Source organism: Tenacibaculum geojense (assembly GCF_042676005.1).
In the GTDB taxonomy this organism is placed as follows: domain Bacteria; phylum Bacteroidota; class Bacteroidia; order Flavobacteriales; family Flavobacteriaceae; genus Polaribacter; species Polaribacter geojense.
The window spans coordinates 1-18925 of record NZ_JBHTJR010000057.1 but is presented as its reverse complement, the minus strand read 5'-3'; the positions used below and the strand labels follow the sequence as shown (position 1 = coordinate 18925).

Genomic DNA, 18925 nt, shown 5'->3' with positions numbered 1-18925 from the left:
GTGAAATTTACTTAGAAAGAGAGAATTTATAAATTATAGTTCCTCTTTGTTTTGATGGAGCTTTAGCGTCTGCATTCCATTTTGTTTGTAATGCTGCTTGCTTTGCAGGCTCTAATAAACAAGGTGCTGAGTTAGTAGTTCCTTTTACACCTGCCGTTGCTTTTATAACTTTTCCGTTGTTATCTACTTCTATACTTACAACAACAGTTCCTTCTTCTTGACAATTAGGTTGCTGTTTAGGTTTGGTTAAAGCTTTTCTTCCTGCTAAATTGTAATTTCCTCCTGATCCACTACCTGAATTGCCATAATAATTAGAGGAATCTGGATCACCATTTTCCTTTCCTTTCGTTCCTGGCTCTTCGTCATCCCCTTCTCCACTCGTATTTCCTGATGTTGAATTTCCATTTAATAATGCATTCAACGCATCAGTTGCTTCTTTTGACGGTTTTGGTTTTGGAGTTTCTTTTTTAATCTCTTTTGGTTTTTCTTCTTCCGGCTTAACTGTTTCTTCTACTTCTTCTTTTGAAACAGCTGGAACCTCATCTTGTGTATCATCTGTAATTAATTCTTCTGTTACTTCAGAAGCTTCTTGCTCTTGTGTAGTTTCCTCTACAACCTCTTCTGAACTCTCTGCAGCGACTGTATTTTCTACAGGCGTACCTGAACCTACTTCTGAATTTCCAAAATTAATAGCTACACCATATTCTACTGGCGGATCTAAATATTTCATTCCAACATTAAAAATAGCCAACAATAACAATAAAAGAATTGCTACTGTTATTACTGCTGATTTTTTTTTATGTGTTGTATTTAAAAACTCCATATTTTAATGGCCTTTAACTGCCAAAATCATTTTTAACTTATTCCTGTTTGCTATATCAATAACTTTCATTACTTCTTTGTATGCAACATTTTGATCACCTCTAATTACTACAGTCTTCTGTTTATCTACACCTACTTTGGCTAAAATTTCTTGTTCTAAACTTTGAGTAGATACTTTTGTTTTATCAATATAAAAAGAAGAGTTTTCTTTTATGGTAACTGCTACAGACGTACTGTTTTCAGTTTTTCCACCAGCTTTAGGCAACAAAACATCAATAGCGCTTACCGTCACTAATGTAGAGGTTAACATGAAAAATATTAGTAATAAAAATACAATATCCGTCATGGACGACATGTTAAAATTTGGATCTACTTTGTTTCTTCCTCTTAAATTCATCTTGTAACAAGTTATATTACTATAATTTTTTAGAAATTAAACAGGCTCGTTTAATAAATCTAAAAACTCTACTGATTTTGCTTCCATTTGGTATACAACTTTATCTGTTCTAACCACTAAATGATTGTACGCAATATAAGCAACAATACCAACAATTAAACCTGCTACTGTTGTTGTCATGGCAGTGTATAAACCATCCGATAACATTTTGATGTCTATTTGACCACCTGAATTTGCTATTTCATGTATAGCAACAATCATTCCTATTACAGTTCCTAAAAACCCAATCATTGGTGCAGCTCCAGCAATAGTCGCTAATACTGATACATTTTTCTCCAATTGATACACTTCCAATTTACCTGCATTTTCAATTGCTGTATTTATATCTTCCAAGGGTTTACCTATTCGTGAAATCCCTTTCCCTATCAATCTTGCTGTTGGGGTAGATGTATTTTCACACAATGCTTTAGCAGAATCTATTTTACCTGCCAATACATGGTCTCTTATTTGATTCATAAAATCTTTATTTACTTGAGACGCTGCTCTAATGGCAAAAAATCGTTCAAAATAAATATATAATGCTGTTGCTAATAATACAAAAAGTAAGGCTATGATTATTTGACCTCCAACACCTCCATCCATAATTAAATTATAGATAGATAATGTTTTTTCTTGTGTTACCTCCTCTGCAGGTACTGCATTTTCTTGAAATGGATTGAACATTAAAATATGATTTTAAGTTTATAATAAAACGTTGTACTTATACTTAAATTGTTTCTAAAAAAAATCCTGAATTCAAATTCAGGATTTTTATAAATTTTATATGTCAAATTTACGACTATAAAATGATTTTTACTAATGCATACCCTAAACCTCCTAAAACAATTGTATAAGGTAATGCCATTTTAACCATTTTACCATATGATAAATTAATTAATGGTGCTAAGGTAGAGGTTAATAAGAACAAAAATGCTGCCTGTCCGTTTGGTGTTGCTACACTTGGTAAATTTGTACCTGTGTTAATTGCAATGGCTAATTTTTCAAATTGTTCTCTTGAAATTGCTCCACTTTTAAATGCTTCTTGCACCTCTCCAATATATACTGTCGCTACAAATACATTATCACTTATTGCTGATAAAACTCCGTTTGCTACATAAAATAGCCCAGGTTGCGAACTTGGATCTTGTTCTAAAGCCCAGTGAATAATAGGACTAAATAAATGTTGATCGTGAATCATTGCTACAATTACAAAAAACACTACTAATAATCCTGTAAAAGGAAGCGCTTCTTCAAAAGCATGCCCTAATTGGTGCTCATCAATAATTCCCATAAATGCTGTTTGAAAAATAATTAATGCTAAACCAATAAAACCAACTGGAGCAATGTGTAAAGCTAATCCAAAAATCAATAAAACGGCAGCTATCCCTTGAACTATTAAACCATACTTCTCTTCCTCCGTTCTCTTATTATCTTCTTCTATCGTATAATTTTCTATGATTTCTGCCGCAACCTTTGGTAGTTTTTCACCAAAACCAAACCATCCTGTTAACTCTAATACCACTGTAGTAGCCATACCTGCAAATAAAACTGGAACAGTAATTGGTGCCATTTTTAGGAAGAACTGAATAAAGTCCCATCCCATTCTTTCACCAATTAATAAGTTTTGAGGTTCACCAACTAATGTACATACACCACCTAAAGCTGTACCCACTACACCGTGCATAATTAAACTACGTAAAAAACTTCTAAATTGCTCTAAAGTTTCTCCACTTAGTTCTTTTCTGTCTAACACGCCATCATCATCATAATCGGCTGCAGCACTCGAATGAATTTTGTGGTAAACACCATAAAAACCAACTGCCACACTTATTAACACTGCTGTTACTGTTAAAGCGTCTAAAAAAGCAGATAATACTGCTGATAAGAACACAAACAATAATGATAGCACTAATTTCGATCTAATTTTGGTAAATACTTTACTAAAAATAAACATTAATAAAGGTTTCATAAAATAAATACCAGCTACCATGAAAACTAAAAGAAGAATAACCTCTAGGTTTTGACTAACTTCATGATACGCATTTTTTGGTGTAGTTAAGCCTAAAACTAAAGCTTGAATAGCTAATAAACCACCCGATTGTAACGGATAACATTTTAAAGCCATTGCTAAAGTAAAAATAAACTCAGCTATAAATAGCCAAGAAGTGATAGTTTTTCCTAAAACGAAAAACGAAAAAATATTGAATATCAGAAAACCAATCATGGTCATTTTAAACCATTTTGGGCTATTCCCTAAGAAATTTTTAAACATGATTATTAGTTTGTTTATTTTAGATTAATTGTTTTAAAGCTATTTCAAAAGCTGTTTCACTAATTCTGGTCTTTGAACCACTTTTAGCAAAAGTATTTTGTAATGCTTTTTTTATAGTGTTTGAGGTATCTTCAAAAATAGCCTCGTCTGTCATTTCAACTCTTCTTTCCATGAAATATGCAAAAACTCTTGCCATACCACAATTAGAAATAAAGTCTGGAATTAAACTCACTTTTTTATCTGTGTCTTCCATAATTGGACCAAAGAAGATTTCTTTATCCGCAAATGGCACATTGGCTCCACAAGAAATTACCTCTAAACCAGTTCCAATCATTTGATTAATTTGATCTTGCGTAATTAAACGAGATGCCGCACATGGTGCAAATATCTCACATGATAAATTCCAAACCTTCTCATTCATTTCTTCAAAAGGAATCATTTTTTCTGAAACTAAAGTGTTACCATCCTTTTGTAAAAACAATTCTTTAATTTCTTCAAAAGAAAAACCATCTTCATTAATAACTCCTCCAACTCTGTCGATAATTCCCACAACCTTTGCTCCCATTTGAGCTAAATAATAAGCTGCTGCAGACCCAACGTTCCCAAAACCTTGAACAACGGCTCTTTTACCTACTACAGAACCTCCATAAATATCGTAGTAATGACGAACTGCTTCTGCAACACCATACCCCGTAATCATATCGGCTACTGTGTATTTTTTGGTTAATGATGGTGAGAAATCTTCATTTTCAATTACCTTAATTACTCCATGACGTAATTGTCCTATTCTATTAATTTTATCAGCTTCTGTTGGTTTAAAATGTCCATTAAAAACACCTTCTTGCGGATGCCAAACACCACTGTCTTCAGTAATAGGAATTACTTCATGAATTTCATCTACATTTAAATCACCACCTGTACCGTAGTAACTTTTTAACAACGGTGCTACGGCTTTATACCAGCGCTCTAAAACGCCTCTTTTACGTGGATCTTGAGGATCAAAGTTTATTCCAGATTTTGCTCCTCCAATTGCAGGACCTGATACTGTAAACTTTACTTCCATTGTTTTTGCTAATGATAATACTTCGTTTACATCTAATCCTTTTCGCATACGAGTTCCACCACCAGCGGCTCCTCCTCGTAATGAGTTTATTACTGTCCAGCCTTCTGCTTCTGTTTCAGAGTCTTTCCAGTTAAATATAATTTCTGCTTGTTTGTTTTCGTATTGTTTTAATAATTCTTTCATGATATTTTATATAATATTGACCTACGTTGCTCTTTTTCAAACCAATTTATCTACATCATGTAAGCTAAAGTTGTGTCATTATTATTTTATTTAATTATTAAAAATATTATTCTAGTAAGAGTTACAAACTTAAGTTAAAAAAGTATTTTTTGTACTTAAACTGCGTTAAAAATTTCACCTGATGAATGATTTTTTTGGGCTCCGGTTACAGATTTCAAACAATTTACCTCATTGTTAAATCTGAGTACTCCTAAAAACGCAAAAATTAAAGCTTCTTTAAAATTGATTAATTCCTGTGATGGTAAGTTAATTTTAGTTTGAATGTTATTGGATAGTTCTTGAATTAAATAACTATTAAATGCGCCCCCTCCTGTTACTAAAATAGATGTTTTTGGCCTAACAACTGTTGCTAACTGTTGAGCAACATGTTGAGAAAACGTAGCTATAACTTTCTCTGGGCTGCTTTCTAAACGATTTATTAACGGAAAAACCGTTTCTTTTACCCACTCTAACCCTAATGATTTTGGAGGTAGTTTGGTATAAAATGGTAATGAATTTAATGCTTTTAATAATGAAGTATTAACTGAATTGTTAGCAGCAATATCTCCATTTTTATCATAAGGCTTTCCAAGTTTTTGTGCGTAATGATTTAAAACAATATTCACCGGACATACATCAAAGGCAACTCGGTTATCATTAAATTTATATGATATGTTAGCAAATCCACCTAAATTAATGCAATAATCATAATTTTTAAAAAGCAACTCATCTCCAATGGGAACTAAAGGAGCACCTTGTCCGCCCAAAGCAACATCTTGAGATCTAAAATCACATATAACTTGCTGTTGGGTTATGTTGGCCAGTGTTTGTCCGTTACCAATTTGTAAAGTTATTCCTTTATCTGGTTGATGAAAAACAGTATGACCATGTGAAGCTATAAAATCTAAGTTTTGTATTGAAAATTCATCTGTAAATACATTAATAACCTCAGCCAAATATCTTCCATAACTTACATCTAATACTTTAACATCTGCTGGTAATGAGTTAATTGCATTGGCTAGTTTGGATTGCCAAAAACTATTGTACTCATACGTTTTCGCTGCAAGTATCTTAAAATTTTGGTAGTTTTTTTTATCAAAAGAAACATAAACTAAATCAATGCCATCTAAAGAAGTACCAGACATTAGTCCTATAACATAAAAACAATCATTTTGCATTTAGTAAAATTAGTAAAACTCTATTGAAAATCTGCTATTAAAAAAGTATCTTTGAACTCAAATTTTTAAGAATTTAACAACGAAATATAATGGATTTTAATCTTACAGAGGAACAAATTGCTATTCGTGATGCTGCCCGTGATTTTGCTCAAAGAGAGTTATTACCTGGAGTTATAGAAAGAGACGATAAACAACAATTTCCTGATGAACTTGTTAGAAAAATGGGAGAACAAGGTTTTATGGGAATCATGGTTGATCCAAAATACGGAGGAAGTGGTATGGATACTATTTCTTACGTGTTAATTATGGAAGAATTATCTAAAATAGATGCATCTGCTTCTGTAATGGTTTCTGTAAACAACTCATTGGTTTGTTACGGTTTAGAAGCTTACGGTACAGAAGAGCAAAAACAAAAATACTTAACTAAATTAGCCACTGGTGAACAAATAGGTGCTTTTTGTTTAAGTGAACCTGAAGCGGGTTCTGATGCAACTTCTCAAGCAACTACTGCTGAAGATAAAGGAGATTATTATTTATTAAACGGAACTAAAAACTGGATTACAAACGGTGGTCGTTCTGATGTGTATTTAGTAATTGCTCAAACTGACAGAGATAAAGGTCATAGAGGAATTAACGCTTTTATTGTTGAAAAAGGTATGGAAGGTTTCCATATTGGACCTAAAGAAGATAAATTAGGTATTCGTGGTTCGGATACGCACACACTTCAATTTAACGATGTTAAAGTACCTAAAGAAAATAGAATTGGTGAAGATGGATTTGGTTTTAAATTTGCCATGAAAACATTATCTGGTGGTCGTATTGGTATTGCTGCGCAAGCTTTAGGTATTGCATCTGGTGCTTATGAATTAGCTTTAAAATACTCTAAAGAACGTAAAGCTTTTGGTACAGAAATTTGTAACCACCAAGCTATTGCTTTTAAATTAGCGGATATGTATACAGAAATTGCTGCTGCTCGTCATTTAGTTATGGAAGCTGCTTGTGATAAAGATGCTGGTAGAAATTATGACAGATCTGGTGCTATGGCTAAATTATATGCTTCTAAAGTAGCAATGGAGCAAACTGTTGAAGCTGTTCAAATTCATGGTGGAAATGGTTTTGTTAAAGAATACCATGTTGAACGTTTAATGCGTGATGCAAAAATTACTCAGATTTACGAAGGAACTTCAGAAATTCAAAAAATTGTAATTTCTAGAAGTTTAATTAAGGAATAGATTGATATTCTTATCATAAATTAAAACCTGTCATTAATAATATGACAGGTTTTTTATTTACTGATCTTTTAATATTTGTATCACCTTATACGATATCAATAGTATTTTATGCTTTCAAACACCTATTTAAAATCTACTTTATGTAAGTGTAAGCCAGAGGCAGGCGCAATAGTTTTTAGAAAATCAATGTCTGTTTCTGGGTTTAAACTGTCTTTTATAAACTGTAAATCATAATTTCCTTTTCCTAATTCAGCCAAAGCTCCCATTATTAATCGAATTTGGTTTCTTAAAAAACCCTCACCTTTAATAATTAATACATAACTTTTTTTAGGAAAAAAAGAAGCGGTTAAAGTCGTATTTTCCTCAATTTTACAAACTTCAATAGTGCGTTCCACTTTTGTTTCTGCTGATGGTTTGGTACAATACCTTTTAAAATTATGGAAACCTTCAAATAACAAAGCGCCGATTTTCATGGTTTCAATATCTAAGTCATCTAAATATCCTGTTAACATGGCAGCGCAGTATGGATGGTTTTTTTGACCAAAAGAAAAATAATATCTGTACTCTTTAGTTTTTGGATGCTGAATAATATTAAAGCTTTCATCTGATATTCTTTGGGCTGATAAAACTCTGATATCTGAAGGAGAATTTATATTAAAATCTTTCACAAAAAAATCTTCATCTAACTTTTCATCAATAAATAACTGAAAATAATAATCGGTAGATGATACTTTAGCGTCTGTTCTTCCTACACCAACAGTTTTAAATCGAATACCTTTACAAACAAACTTCATGGTTTTATCTACAAAAAAATGAACTGTTTTTAAATTCGGTTGTTTTTGCCATCCGTGTAAACGAAACCCCAAATATTGAAAATTTATTAAATAGGAAAATTGATAATTCATTTACTTAAATCAAATAAAATGATTGTTTTGCTATTTCTAACTCTTCATTGGTAGGAATTACTAAAACTTTAACCTTAGAGTTTTCTGTGTGAATTTCTTTTAAACTTTTAGCTCTAATATTATTTTTCTCTGTATCTAACTCAATACCCATGAAAGATAAATTACTACAAACCTTTTCTCTAATTAAAAAAGAATTTTCACCAATACCAGCAGTAAAAACAATAGCATCTACTCCATTCATTGCAGCAATATAGCTTCCTATATATTTTTTTACACGGTAGGCATTAATATCTAAAGCAAGCATACATGTTTTATTTCCTTTAGCTGCCTCTGCTTCAATATCACGCAAATCACTAAATCCTGTTAACCCTAACATTCCGCTTTCTTTTTGTAATAACGCATTTACCTCATCAATATCATAGCCTAAATTATTTACTAAATAAAAAATTAATGTATGATCTATATCACCACATCTAGTCCCCATAACTAGACCTGTTACGGGACCAAACCCTAAACTATGATCTATACTTTTACCATTTTCAACAGCAGTTATACTACAACCATTTCCTAAATGAATAGTAATTAACTTTGTGTTTTGTTTTCCTAAATATTCATTTGCTTTTTCCGACACGTATTTATGACTTGTACCATGAAACCCATACATACGAATATCATTGTTGTTTAAAAATTTAGTTGGAATTGCATATGTATATGCTTTGGCTGGTATAGTTTGATGAAAAGCTGTATCAAAAACAGCAACTTGTTTTGCCTTTGTAAAAATAGTTTCAGCAACTTTTATTCCTTCTAAATTAGCAGGATTGTGTTGTGGTGCTAAAGAAAACAATTGATCTATAGCTGTTTTTACTTCATTAGAAACTTCTGTAGTTTGTTTAAAAAATCGTCCGCCATGAACAACTCTATGCCCAACAATTTCAATTTCATCGGTAGATTTTATAACACCGTTTTTTTCATCTAATAATAAATTAACGACCTTTTCTAAACCTACTCTATGATTTTCAACCCCTTGCTCATCTTTTATTGATACATTATCTGAATGATAATGAATTGCCCCTGTTTCTAAACCAATTCTTTCTATTAAACCAGCACAAACTACTTGTTCTTCTGGCATTTGAAATAATTGGTACTTTATTGATGAACTACCTGAGTTTATTACTAGTACTTTCATGGTATATTTTTTTAGGGATTTTGAGCTTGAATTGCTGTTAAAATAATAGTGTTGTAAATATCATCTACGGTACAACCTCTACTTAAATCATTAACTGGCTTTTTTAATCCTTGTAACATTGGCCCAATTGCTAAAGCTCCTGTTTCTCTTTGTACTGCTTTATATGTATTATTTCCTGTATTTAAATCTGGAAAAATAAGTACACTTGCCTGACCTGCTACTTCTGAATTTGGTAATTTTTTCTTTCCTACTGTTGGATCAACCGCCGCATCATATTGAATAGGTCCTTCTATTTTTAAATCTGGTCTTTTCAACTTTACTATTTCGGTTGCTTTTCTTACAGTATCTACATCTTCTCCTTTACCTGAGCTTCCTGACGAATAAGAAAGCATTGCTATTTTAGGTTCTATTCCAAAAGCAATACTAGAATCTGCAGATGCTATTGCTATTTCTGCTAACTCTTCTGAAGTAGGGTTTGGATTAATCGCACAATCTCCAAAAACAGATACTCTATCTTCTAAACACATAAAGAAAATAGACGATACTACAGAAAAACCTGGTTTAGTTTTTATAAACTGAAGTGCTGGTTTAATAGTATGCTGCGTAGTATGTGCCGCTCCAGAAACCATTCCATCTGCTAATCCTTTATAAACCATCATGGTTCCGAAATAAGAAACATCAGCCATTAAGTCTTCTGCCATAGCAGGACTTAATCCTTTGTGTTTACGTAACTCAAACAAAGTATTAGAAAAATCTTCAAAATAACTGGATGTGCTTGGATTTATAATTTGTGTTTTTTCAAAATCAAAAGAAAGATTTAAACGTTTGATAGCATCTTTTACTGCATCTATTTTTCCTAATATGGTTAAATCAACAATATCTAACTTTTGTAATTGAGATGCAGCTGTTAAAATTCTATCATCACTTCCTTCTGGTAATACTATATGTTTTCTAGATAATTTTGCTTTTTTTAATAAATTATATTGAAACATTCTTGAAGTTAACACATTACTTCCTTTGTAGGTAATTAACTTATCAGAAAGAGCATCTATATCAACATATTTTTCAAAAGTGTTTATTGATAGTTTTATCTTACTTTTATTTTCTGCATAAATATGAGATCGAACTGCACTAAGTTTAGAGGCTATTCCGAATGTTCCTCCTTTTACTTTTAAAATCGGAACAACTTTTTCTAATCCTTTAATTAATCGAATAACAGCTTCACTTAAAGTAATATCTCCTGTTAAAATAATTCCAGAAATTGTTGGATACTCTGAAGATATATTTGCCTGAAGTGTTCCTAATAAAATATCTGACCTATCTGAAGGCGTAATTACAACACACTCATCTGTTAAATGTGGTAAAAAATGAGCTAATTGCATAGCTCCTACTTTAATTTCTCCTGTGGTTGCATTTAAAAATTTTTCACCAAACAAAACCTCTGCGTCAAGTGCTGAAGCTATTTCTTGTATGGTTGGATTATTAAGTTTTGAATTAATTGGAATGGCATTAATTAGTAATGATTGCGGTAAATTTTCACCTATCCCTTCTATAATTACAGGAACATTTTGTTCCTCAACTTTATTTGCTATAACAGCTATTACCTCTACCTCTTTATTATTAAAAGAATCGTATGTTAAACGTAAACCTTGAATAAAATCTTCTAACGTTTTATTTACACCTCCAGAAACTATTATAACTGGAATACCTAAATTTTTTGCAATCAATACATTTAGGTCCATTTCTATAATTGCACCATGATCAGAGAAATCTGTTCCTTCAACAATTACAAAATCGTGTTTTTCTTCTAACTTTTTATACTTTTCAAGTATTAAGTCGATTACTTGATCTTCTTGATTCTTATTTAATAAATCAATTAATTCAGATCTTGTAAAGGCATAGGTATCTTCATAATTACATTTTAAATCAAAATAATTTAAAATTGTATTTACATGATTGTCTCTTTTACCGTTAACAGGATTGTCAATAATTGGTCTAAAATATCCAACTTTTGGTTTGTTTCGCAACAATAATTGCATCAAACCTAAACTTAACATCGACTTACCTGAATCTGCACCACTAGCTGCTATATAGATTGCTTTATTCATTTTCTAATTTTTGTCAAAATTAGTTGATTTTAGCCTTATAGCAGCTGATTAAAACCTAAAATTGTTATAATTTATCCAATAATATGTATTTCTGTAAAATCTTTAGGAACAACAATTGTTTGTTGTACTAAATCAATTTCTAACGAATTAAAATCTACCACTACGTTATCTATTTCAACTTCTTTAATAGTAAATGGTAATCCTACAAATTCTAATTTAATACTACTGTATTCGGTAACAAATGTTCCGTCTTTGTGCTGTTGTAAAATAACCTCATTATCTTTTCCTGTAAAAGTATAGGTACGTAAACTGTATCTTCCTTTAGCATAATCATATCCGTCATGTGCATCTTCATATACTTTTGAAACTTCTTTTGCGCCTAATTTAAAATAAACTTCTAATTGAAGTTGCTCTATTCTTTTTTCACCTACATACTGCTGTACAGGGTATTTAGGAATAATTGCGCCTTCTTTTACAAACATAGGTATGATATCAATATCGGCATCTACCCATTTTTCTAAACCTCCTGTAACATATTCTCTTGTCCAGTAATTGTACCAATGCCCTTTGGGTATATACATTCTTCTCCCTTTTGAGTTTGGTTCTTGAACAGGACATACCAAAATTTGATTTCCGAAAATAAATTCGTCTGTTCTATAATGTGTTTGCAAATCATATTGATCATATAGTACCAACGATTTTAGCATGGGTACGCCATATGCTGCATATTCCCAAAACATGGTGTATAAATAGGGTAATAATTGATAACGTAACTCTACATATTTTCTAGTTACATTAATTACTTCTTCACCAAATGTCCATGGTTCTTGATTTCCGTGGTCACCAGAGGAATGAGTTCTACAAAATGGATGAAATACACCTAATTGAATCCACCTAGCATATAATTCTCCTGTAGGATGTTCTGCAAAACCTCCGATATCACTTCCTATAAAAGACATACCACTCATACTCATACGTTGTGCTTGAATGTTTGCTATCCATAAATGCTCCCAAGTTGCAATATTATCTCCTGTCCAAGAACAACTAAAACGTTGAGCTCCTGAATAAGCAGAACGTGTTATAATAAATGGTCTTTTAGGATACGCATATTTTTTTACTCCTTCATAAGTGGCACGTGCCATTTGAGTTCCATAAATATTATGAGCTTTTCGGTGGCTACAATTATGACCGTCATAATTATGTCTTACATCATTAGGAAACGTTTTGCTTGGTACTTCCATCACTGCAGGCTCATTCATATCATTCCAAACACCTTTTACCCCTATTTCATCAATAAGTTCTTTAAACAAACCTGACCACCATTCTCTTACATCTGGATTTGTGAAATCTGGAAAAAAACATTCTCCAGGCCATACCTTTCCTCGCATATAAGGACCATCTGCACGTTTACAGAAATAATCATTTTCCATCGCTTCTTTATATACCCAGTAATTATCATCAATTTTAATTCCAGGATCTATAATAGCAATTGTTTTAAATCCGTCTTGTGCTAATTCTGATACCATTCTTTTTGGGTCAGGGAAATATTCTTTATTCCAAGTAAAACATCGAAAGCCATCCATGTAATCAATATCTAAATAAATAGCATCACACGGAATTTGTAATTCTCTAAATTTTTGGGCTACTTCTTTTACTTTTGATTCTGGATAATAACTCCATTTACACTGATGATATCCTAACGCCCATAATGGTGGTAGTTCTGGCTTACCTGTTAAATCTGTATAACGGGTTACAACTTCTTGCATATCTGGACCATAGAAAAAATAATAATTCATTTCTCCTCCTTGTGCCCAAAAACTGGTTACGTTTCTTCGTTCATGACAAAAATCAAAATAGGTTTTAAAAGTATTATCAAAAAATATTCCGTAGGCTCTCTCTTCATGCATACCTATATAAAAAGGGATGCTTTTATAGAGCGGGTCTTGATCTTTTCCATACGCGTACTGATCGGTTGCCCAGTTTTCTAAACGTTTTCCTTTTAAATTTAAGTGCATTGGTTTATCACCTAAACCATAATAACATTCTCCTTGTGGAGCAGCTTTGCTCATTTTAACAATGTTACCTCCATACTCATAACTTTGCTCCCAATGAAAACCCCAATCGTCTTTACAAATTACATTTCCTTCTTTATCAAAAATGGTAGTTTTTAAATCGGCTTTATCAACCTGAATGGTTAACCTTCTTGTAATAATTTTATACGATTTAATTTCTTCTTCAACTTCTAACATGCTATATCCTCTAGCGCCATCTTTACTTATAGCATATGAGAAATCTTTCTCAAAATTATTATCGGTAGCATACCTAAATCTTATTACACTGCCACGCAAAATAGTTATTTGTAGTATTACTCCATTTTCTGTATGAAAATATATTTTATCTACATCTTGAGAAAACGATCGTACTTTACCTGGAAACAAGTTTCCTTTGTACTCTAATTCTGTATTAATAATCATACTACTTCATTTTAAGGTTATACTAGTATTATTGCTTTTCTATTTTAAATATCACCGCTGCTAACGGTGGTAAATTAATGGTTGCAGAAAAAGGCTTTTCATTCCATGCTTTTTGTGTTATAGAAATATTTTTTTTGTTTGATATTCCACTACCTCCATACTTCTTATAATCGCTATTAAAAATTTGCTGTAAGCTACCTTGATTCATTAATCCAATGGTATAATTTTCTCTTGGAATGGGTGTCATGTTAGCTACTATTACAAGGTTATCTTCATGGTTATTTCCTTTTCTGATATAACTGATTACTGAATTTTGAGTATCTGAATAACTAATCCACTCAAAGCCTTCATTTGAAAATTGTTTTTGATAAAGAGCAGGAAACTTTCTGTATAAGATATTAAGATCTTTTACTAATTTTTTAACTCCAATATGTACATCATACTGCAAAATATACCAATCTAAACTTTGTTGGAAATTCCATTCTGCGTGTTGCCCAAATTCGGCTCCCATAAATAAAAGCTTTGTTCCTGGATGGGTAAACATATAAGTGTAAAGTAACCGTAAATTTGCAAACTTTTGCCATTCATCACCTGGCATTCTTCCTACAATACTTCCTTTACCATGAACTACTTCATCATGTGATAAAGGAAGCATGAAGTTTTCTGTAAATGCATAATTTAAGCTAAAAGTAATATCGTTTTGATGGTGTTTTCTATAAATGGGTTCTTTTTTAAAATAATGAAGCGTGTCATGCATCCACCCCATCATCCACTTCATACCAAAACCTAAACCGTCTAAGTATGTAGGTTTTGAAACTTTTGGATAAGCTGTAGATTCTTCCGCTATGGTTTGAACATCAGGGAAATTTTGGTAGATAGCTTCATTACATTCTTTAAGAAAATCTCTAGCTTCTAAGTAAATGTTATTACCAAATATGTTAGGCTCCCATTCATTTTCATTTCGAGAATAATCTAAATATAACATAGAAGCTACGGCATCTACTCGTAATCCATCTACATGATACTGATCTAACCAATAAATTGCATTACTAATTAAAAAGCTTTTAACTTCGTTTCTTCCGTAATTAAAAATTAAACTTTTCCAATCTGGATGATAGCCTTTTTTAGGATTTGGATGTTCATATAAATGAGAACCATCAAATAAAGCTAATCCATGGTGATCACTAGGAAAATGTGAGGGTACCCAGTCTAGAATTACACCTATATCATTTTGATGAAAAGCATCTATTAAATATTTAAAATCTTCTGGATAACCAAACCTTGATGTTGGAGCAAAATATCCTGTAATTTGATAGCCCCAAGACGGATCATAAGGATGTTCCATAATAGGCATTAGCTCAACGTGTGTAAATTGCATTTCTTTTACATAAGACACTAGTTCATCTGCTAATTCTATATAGGATAGTGATCTATTATGATCATCAAACTTTTTCTTCCATGAAGCTAAATGCACTTCATAAACAGAAAATGGTGCGTTTAATTGATTTTTTTGAAATCTACTTTTCATCCAAATAGCATCACTCCACTTATAATTATCTTCCCAAACTACAGATGCTGTTTTTGGAGGGTGTTCACATCTTCTTGCAAAAGGATCTGCTTTCTCTGTAACAATACCTTCTTGTGATGTGTGAATTTTGTATTTATACAAATTTCCTTTACCTACATTGGGTATAAAACCTTCCCAAATTCCAGAGCTATCCCATCTAACATTAAGTGAGTGCTCGTGGTCTTTCCAAAAATTAAAATCACCTATTACAGAAACCTTGGTAGCAGATGGTGCCCAAACAGCAAAGTAAGTTCCTTCTTGTCCATTAAGGGTAATAATATGCGCACCTAATTTTTCATACAATTTATAATGCTTTCCTGCTTTAAATAAATTAATATCAAAATCTGTAAATAAACTATGTATTATAACTTTTTGCATAGGCTTAGTTAATCACAAATCCATCAGGAATAATTGCTCTTCTTTTAATAACAATAATTCCATCTTTTACTACATATGCTTCTTCATTAACATCATTTAAATGATTACCTCCTTTAATGATTACATTATTTCCAATTCGGGCATCTTTATCTATAATTGCATTTTCTACTGTACTATTGTCACCAATTCCGATAGGTGGAATATTATTTTGCTTATCATTTTCTATCTCATCAATATCTTGATAAACATTTGCTCCAATTATATAAGTATTTTTAATATGAGAGTTATTTCCTATTCTAGATCTAATTCCTATTACTGATTTTTCTATTTTATTAGCACTTATTATACAACCATCAGCAATCATACTTTTTGAAACTATTGTATTATTAAGTTTTGATGGCGGTAAAATTCGGGGTCTCGTTAAAATATTAGTTGATGAATTAAATAAATTAAATTCTGGAACATCGTCTGTTAAGCCAATATTCGCATCATAAAAAGACGCTATAGTACCGATATCTGTCCAATAACCTTTGTATTGATAAGCTAATACTTTATTGTCATGAATTGACTGTGGTATAATTTCTTTTCCAAAATCATTGGTACTATCGTCAGACATTATTTGCTGTAACAACGCTCTATTAAAAATATAAATCCCCATAGATGCTAAATAAATTTTTCCTTGGGTATTCATTTCTTCATCTACTTTAGATTCCCATCCTGTTAATTCTGAAGATGATGGCTTTTCTATAAATGAATTGATAAAGCTATTATTATCTGTTTTTAAAATACCAAAAGATGTTGCATCCTTCTTATCAACAGGTAAGGTAGCTATGGATATGTCGGCCTGTTTATGAATATGCTGCTCTAGCATTTCATTAAAATTCATTTGATATAATTGATCACCAGAAAGAATCAAAGCATAATCAAACTCATGGTTTAAAATATGGTGCATCGATTGTCTTACAGCATCAGCAGTACCCTGAAACCAAGTTTTATTTTCAGGAGTTTGCTCAGCAGCCATTACATCTACAAAAGCTTCACTAAAAGTATTAAAAGTGTAAGTATTTTTAATGTGCCTGTTTAATGATGCTGAATTAAATTGGGTAAGAACAAACATTCTTGTAATATCTGAATGAATACAGTTTGATATTGGTATATCTACCAATCTGTATTTGCCAGCTATAGAAACTGCAGGTTTAGAACGTTTGTCTGTTAGTGGTGATAATCGAGTACCTTGCCCACCACCTAAAATAATGGCTAACACTTTTTTGTTAATCATGATGTAGTTATAGATTTATACAGGTTAATATATTCTTGAGCAGATTTTGTCCAAGAGTGATCAATTTTCATTATTTCTTTTTGAATTTTTCTGTATAATTCTTTATTCTCATACAATGCTAAAGCTCTATTAACAGAGTATTCAATATCCCATACGGAAGCCTTATCGTGACAAATTCCAAAACCACCATCACCAATATCAATAACTGTATCTTTTAATCCTCCTGTTCTCCTGACTATAGGAATTGTTCCATACCTTAATGAATACATTTGATTTAATCCGCATGGTTCCACTCTTGAAGGCATTAATAAAAAATCAGAAGCTGCATATACCCAATGAGATAATTTCTCATCATATCCAATATGTGTATTGAAATTATGAGGGAATTCATTTTTAAGCGCTATCAAATCATTTTCTATTGATTCTTGACCCGAACCTAATACAAGAAAATTAATATTTAAATTAGAAGATAATATAGTTCTAATAGCTTCAGGCAAAAGATCTGCTGCCTTCTCTCCTACTAGCCTACCAATAAAACCAAATAAAGGTTTACTTACATCTAAACCATATTTAGCACAAACTTCTTTTTTATTTCCTTTTTTTCCAGATATGACATTAGATACTTTATAGTTTTTGAAAATCATACTGTCAGTTGATGGATTCCAAAAATCAACATCAATCCCATTTAAAATTCCCTTACATTTATATGATTCAGATTGTAATAACCCTTCTAATCCATTTGCTTCATTAATTAATTCAGACATATAGGATGGAGAAACAGTGGTTACAGCGTTTGCGCATTTTATTCCAGCAGCTAAAGGGTTAACATTTCCGTACCAATCTAACAATCCAACTTTAGTAAAATCAAATTCTGGTAAAAGTTTAATGAAATCATGAGAAAACTGACCTTGATATTGAGCATTGTGTATCGTTAAAACTGTTGATACCTTATTTAAAGAACTATATGCATAAGAGTTATTAATTAGAAAAGGAATTAATGCAGTATGATGATCATGACAGTGTATAACATCAAAATCATTATTATTTAAAATAAAATCTAAAACAACTAACTGAAAAATCAAATAACGGTATAAATCATACTCATAACCATAAACTTTAGAAGTATCTAACAAACCTTTCACATAGCAGCATAATATCCTAGTCTTATTAATATGAGTACTATAAATTATATATTCATGAATGCTAGTATCTAATTTAATAGAACCTTTAAAAATGATATCAAATATTTCTGTATCAAAGCCATTATCATAATATGGCATTATTACTGTTGAATTAACTTCTAATGTATTTTGATAAGAAGGTAACGTACCCACTACATCAGCTAAACCACCTACTTTTGCAACAGGATAACATTCAAAACTAGCATGTAAGATATTCATTTATAACAATTTAAAATACATAGTACTAAAATTAAAAAATGAATATGAAAAAACTACGTACAAAACATTAAAAAAATGCTATGTAAAATCAATATATAATAAAAATTAACCTAAATAATTATTAATAAGATAACTAAAACTCAATACATATAGCATTAAAGTATAACCAGTTAGTGATTTGCATTTAGTTTATAACCAGTGATAATAGGTAGTATCCGTAAACCTAGGTCTATGATACTAATATAGCTTAGTATTGACCTTTATAAAGATTCAGGGGAGGGAATAGCTGTACTTATGTAAAAAAATAAATAACAAAAAAAACCTCATACATTTTGTATGAGGTTTCGATTAAAAAGAAAGGCGATGACCTACTCTCCCACCAGTGGCAGTACCATCGGCGCTA

14 protein-coding genes are annotated in these 18925 nt (G+C 31.5%); 1 reads left to right on the top strand and 13 read right to left on the bottom strand.

Going from position 1 to position 18925, the window contains the following annotated elements; translation table 11 throughout:
- Window positions 1–7: 7 nt before the first annotated feature.
- The 6 genes from ACFQ1U_RS12930 to ACFQ1U_RS12905 all read right to left on the bottom strand — a co-directional run bounded on the left by ACFQ1U_RS12930 (window position 8) and on the right by ACFQ1U_RS12905 (window position 5993).
- Entirely contained in the window at window positions 8–823 is an 816-nt protein-coding gene (locus ACFQ1U_RS12930) for an energy transducer TonB family protein (RefSeq protein ID WP_386109061.1), read from the bottom strand.
- A 3-nt stretch (window positions 824–826) separates the two neighbouring features.
- The gene (locus tag ACFQ1U_RS12925) at window positions 827–1219 is read right to left on the bottom strand and encodes an ExbD/TolR family protein (protein WP_386109059.1); all 393 of its coding nucleotides are present in this window, start codon (window positions 1217–1219) and stop codon (window positions 827–829) included.
- Window positions 1220–1255: 36 nt separating this feature from the next.
- Window positions 1256–1942, bottom strand: a complete 687-nt coding sequence (locus ACFQ1U_RS12920; RefSeq protein ID WP_386109057.1) for a MotA/TolQ/ExbB proton channel family protein — start codon at window positions 1940–1942, stop codon at window positions 1256–1258.
- A gap of 115 nt (window positions 1943–2057) precedes the next feature.
- Entirely contained in the window at window positions 2058–3530 is a 1473-nt protein-coding gene (nhaB, locus tag ACFQ1U_RS12915; RefSeq protein ID WP_386109055.1) for a sodium/proton antiporter NhaB, read from the bottom strand.
- Window positions 3531–3549: 19 nt separating this feature from the next.
- Window positions 3550–4776 (bottom strand): Glu/Leu/Phe/Val dehydrogenase dimerization domain-containing protein, encoded by a 1227-nt coding sequence (locus tag ACFQ1U_RS12910; RefSeq protein WP_386109053.1) that lies wholly within the window; start codon window positions 4774–4776, stop codon window positions 3550–3552.
- Between the two features lie 155 nt (window positions 4777–4931).
- On the bottom strand, window positions 4932–5993 hold the full coding sequence (locus ACFQ1U_RS12905; RefSeq protein WP_386109051.1) for an anhydro-N-acetylmuramic acid kinase: 1062 nt from the start codon (window positions 5991–5993) through the stop codon (window positions 4932–4934).
- 89 nt (window positions 5994–6082) lie between these two features.
- Between ACFQ1U_RS12905 and ACFQ1U_RS12900 the strand changes: the two genes are divergently transcribed.
- Window positions 6083–7225 carry an acyl-CoA dehydrogenase gene (locus tag ACFQ1U_RS12900; protein WP_386109049.1) on the top strand — a complete coding sequence of 381 codons (1143 nt, stop codon included), beginning with the start codon at window positions 6083–6085 and terminating at the stop codon, window positions 7223–7225.
- Window positions 7226–7347: 122 nt separating this feature from the next.
- Here the strand turns inward: ACFQ1U_RS12900 and ACFQ1U_RS12895 are convergent, their stop codons facing one another.
- From ACFQ1U_RS12895 to ACFQ1U_RS12865, 7 genes are all read right to left on the bottom strand, one after another.
- On the bottom strand, window positions 7348–8019 hold the full coding sequence (locus ACFQ1U_RS12895; RefSeq protein ID WP_386109047.1) for a tRNA pseudouridine(38-40) synthase TruA: 672 nt from the start codon (window positions 8017–8019) through the stop codon (window positions 7348–7350).
- A 115-nt stretch (window positions 8020–8134) separates the two neighbouring features.
- Window positions 8135–9316, bottom strand: coding sequence for an acetate/propionate family kinase (locus ACFQ1U_RS12890; protein ID WP_386109045.1), 1182 nt, complete (start codon window positions 9314–9316; stop codon window positions 8135–8137).
- Window positions 9317–9327: 11 nt separating this feature from the next.
- Window positions 9328–11424, bottom strand: a complete 2097-nt coding sequence (pta, locus tag ACFQ1U_RS12885) for a phosphate acetyltransferase (RefSeq protein WP_386109043.1) — start codon at window positions 11422–11424, stop codon at window positions 9328–9330.
- A 71-nt stretch (window positions 11425–11495) separates the two neighbouring features.
- A complete protein-coding gene (locus ACFQ1U_RS12880; protein ID WP_386109041.1) occupies window positions 11496–13898 on the bottom strand; it encodes a glycoside hydrolase family 31 protein in 2403 nt (800 codons plus the stop codon).
- Between the two features lie 28 nt (window positions 13899–13926).
- Window positions 13927–15843 carry a 1,4-alpha-glucan branching protein GlgB gene (glgB, locus tag ACFQ1U_RS12875; RefSeq protein WP_386109039.1) on the bottom strand — a complete coding sequence of 639 codons (1917 nt, stop codon included), beginning with the start codon at window positions 15841–15843 and terminating at the stop codon, window positions 13927–13929.
- 4 nt (window positions 15844–15847) lie between these two features.
- Complete coding sequence (locus ACFQ1U_RS12870; protein ID WP_386109037.1) at window positions 15848–17122, bottom strand: glucose-1-phosphate adenylyltransferase; 1275 nt, start codon at window positions 17120–17122, stop codon at window positions 15848–15850.
- Window positions 17119–18522, bottom strand: coding sequence for a glycogen synthase (locus ACFQ1U_RS12865; RefSeq protein ID WP_386109035.1), 1404 nt, complete (start codon window positions 18520–18522; stop codon window positions 17119–17121). Before ACFQ1U_RS12865 ends, ACFQ1U_RS12870 begins: the two co-directional genes overlap by 4 nt.
- Window positions 18523–18925: the final 403 nt, after the last annotated feature.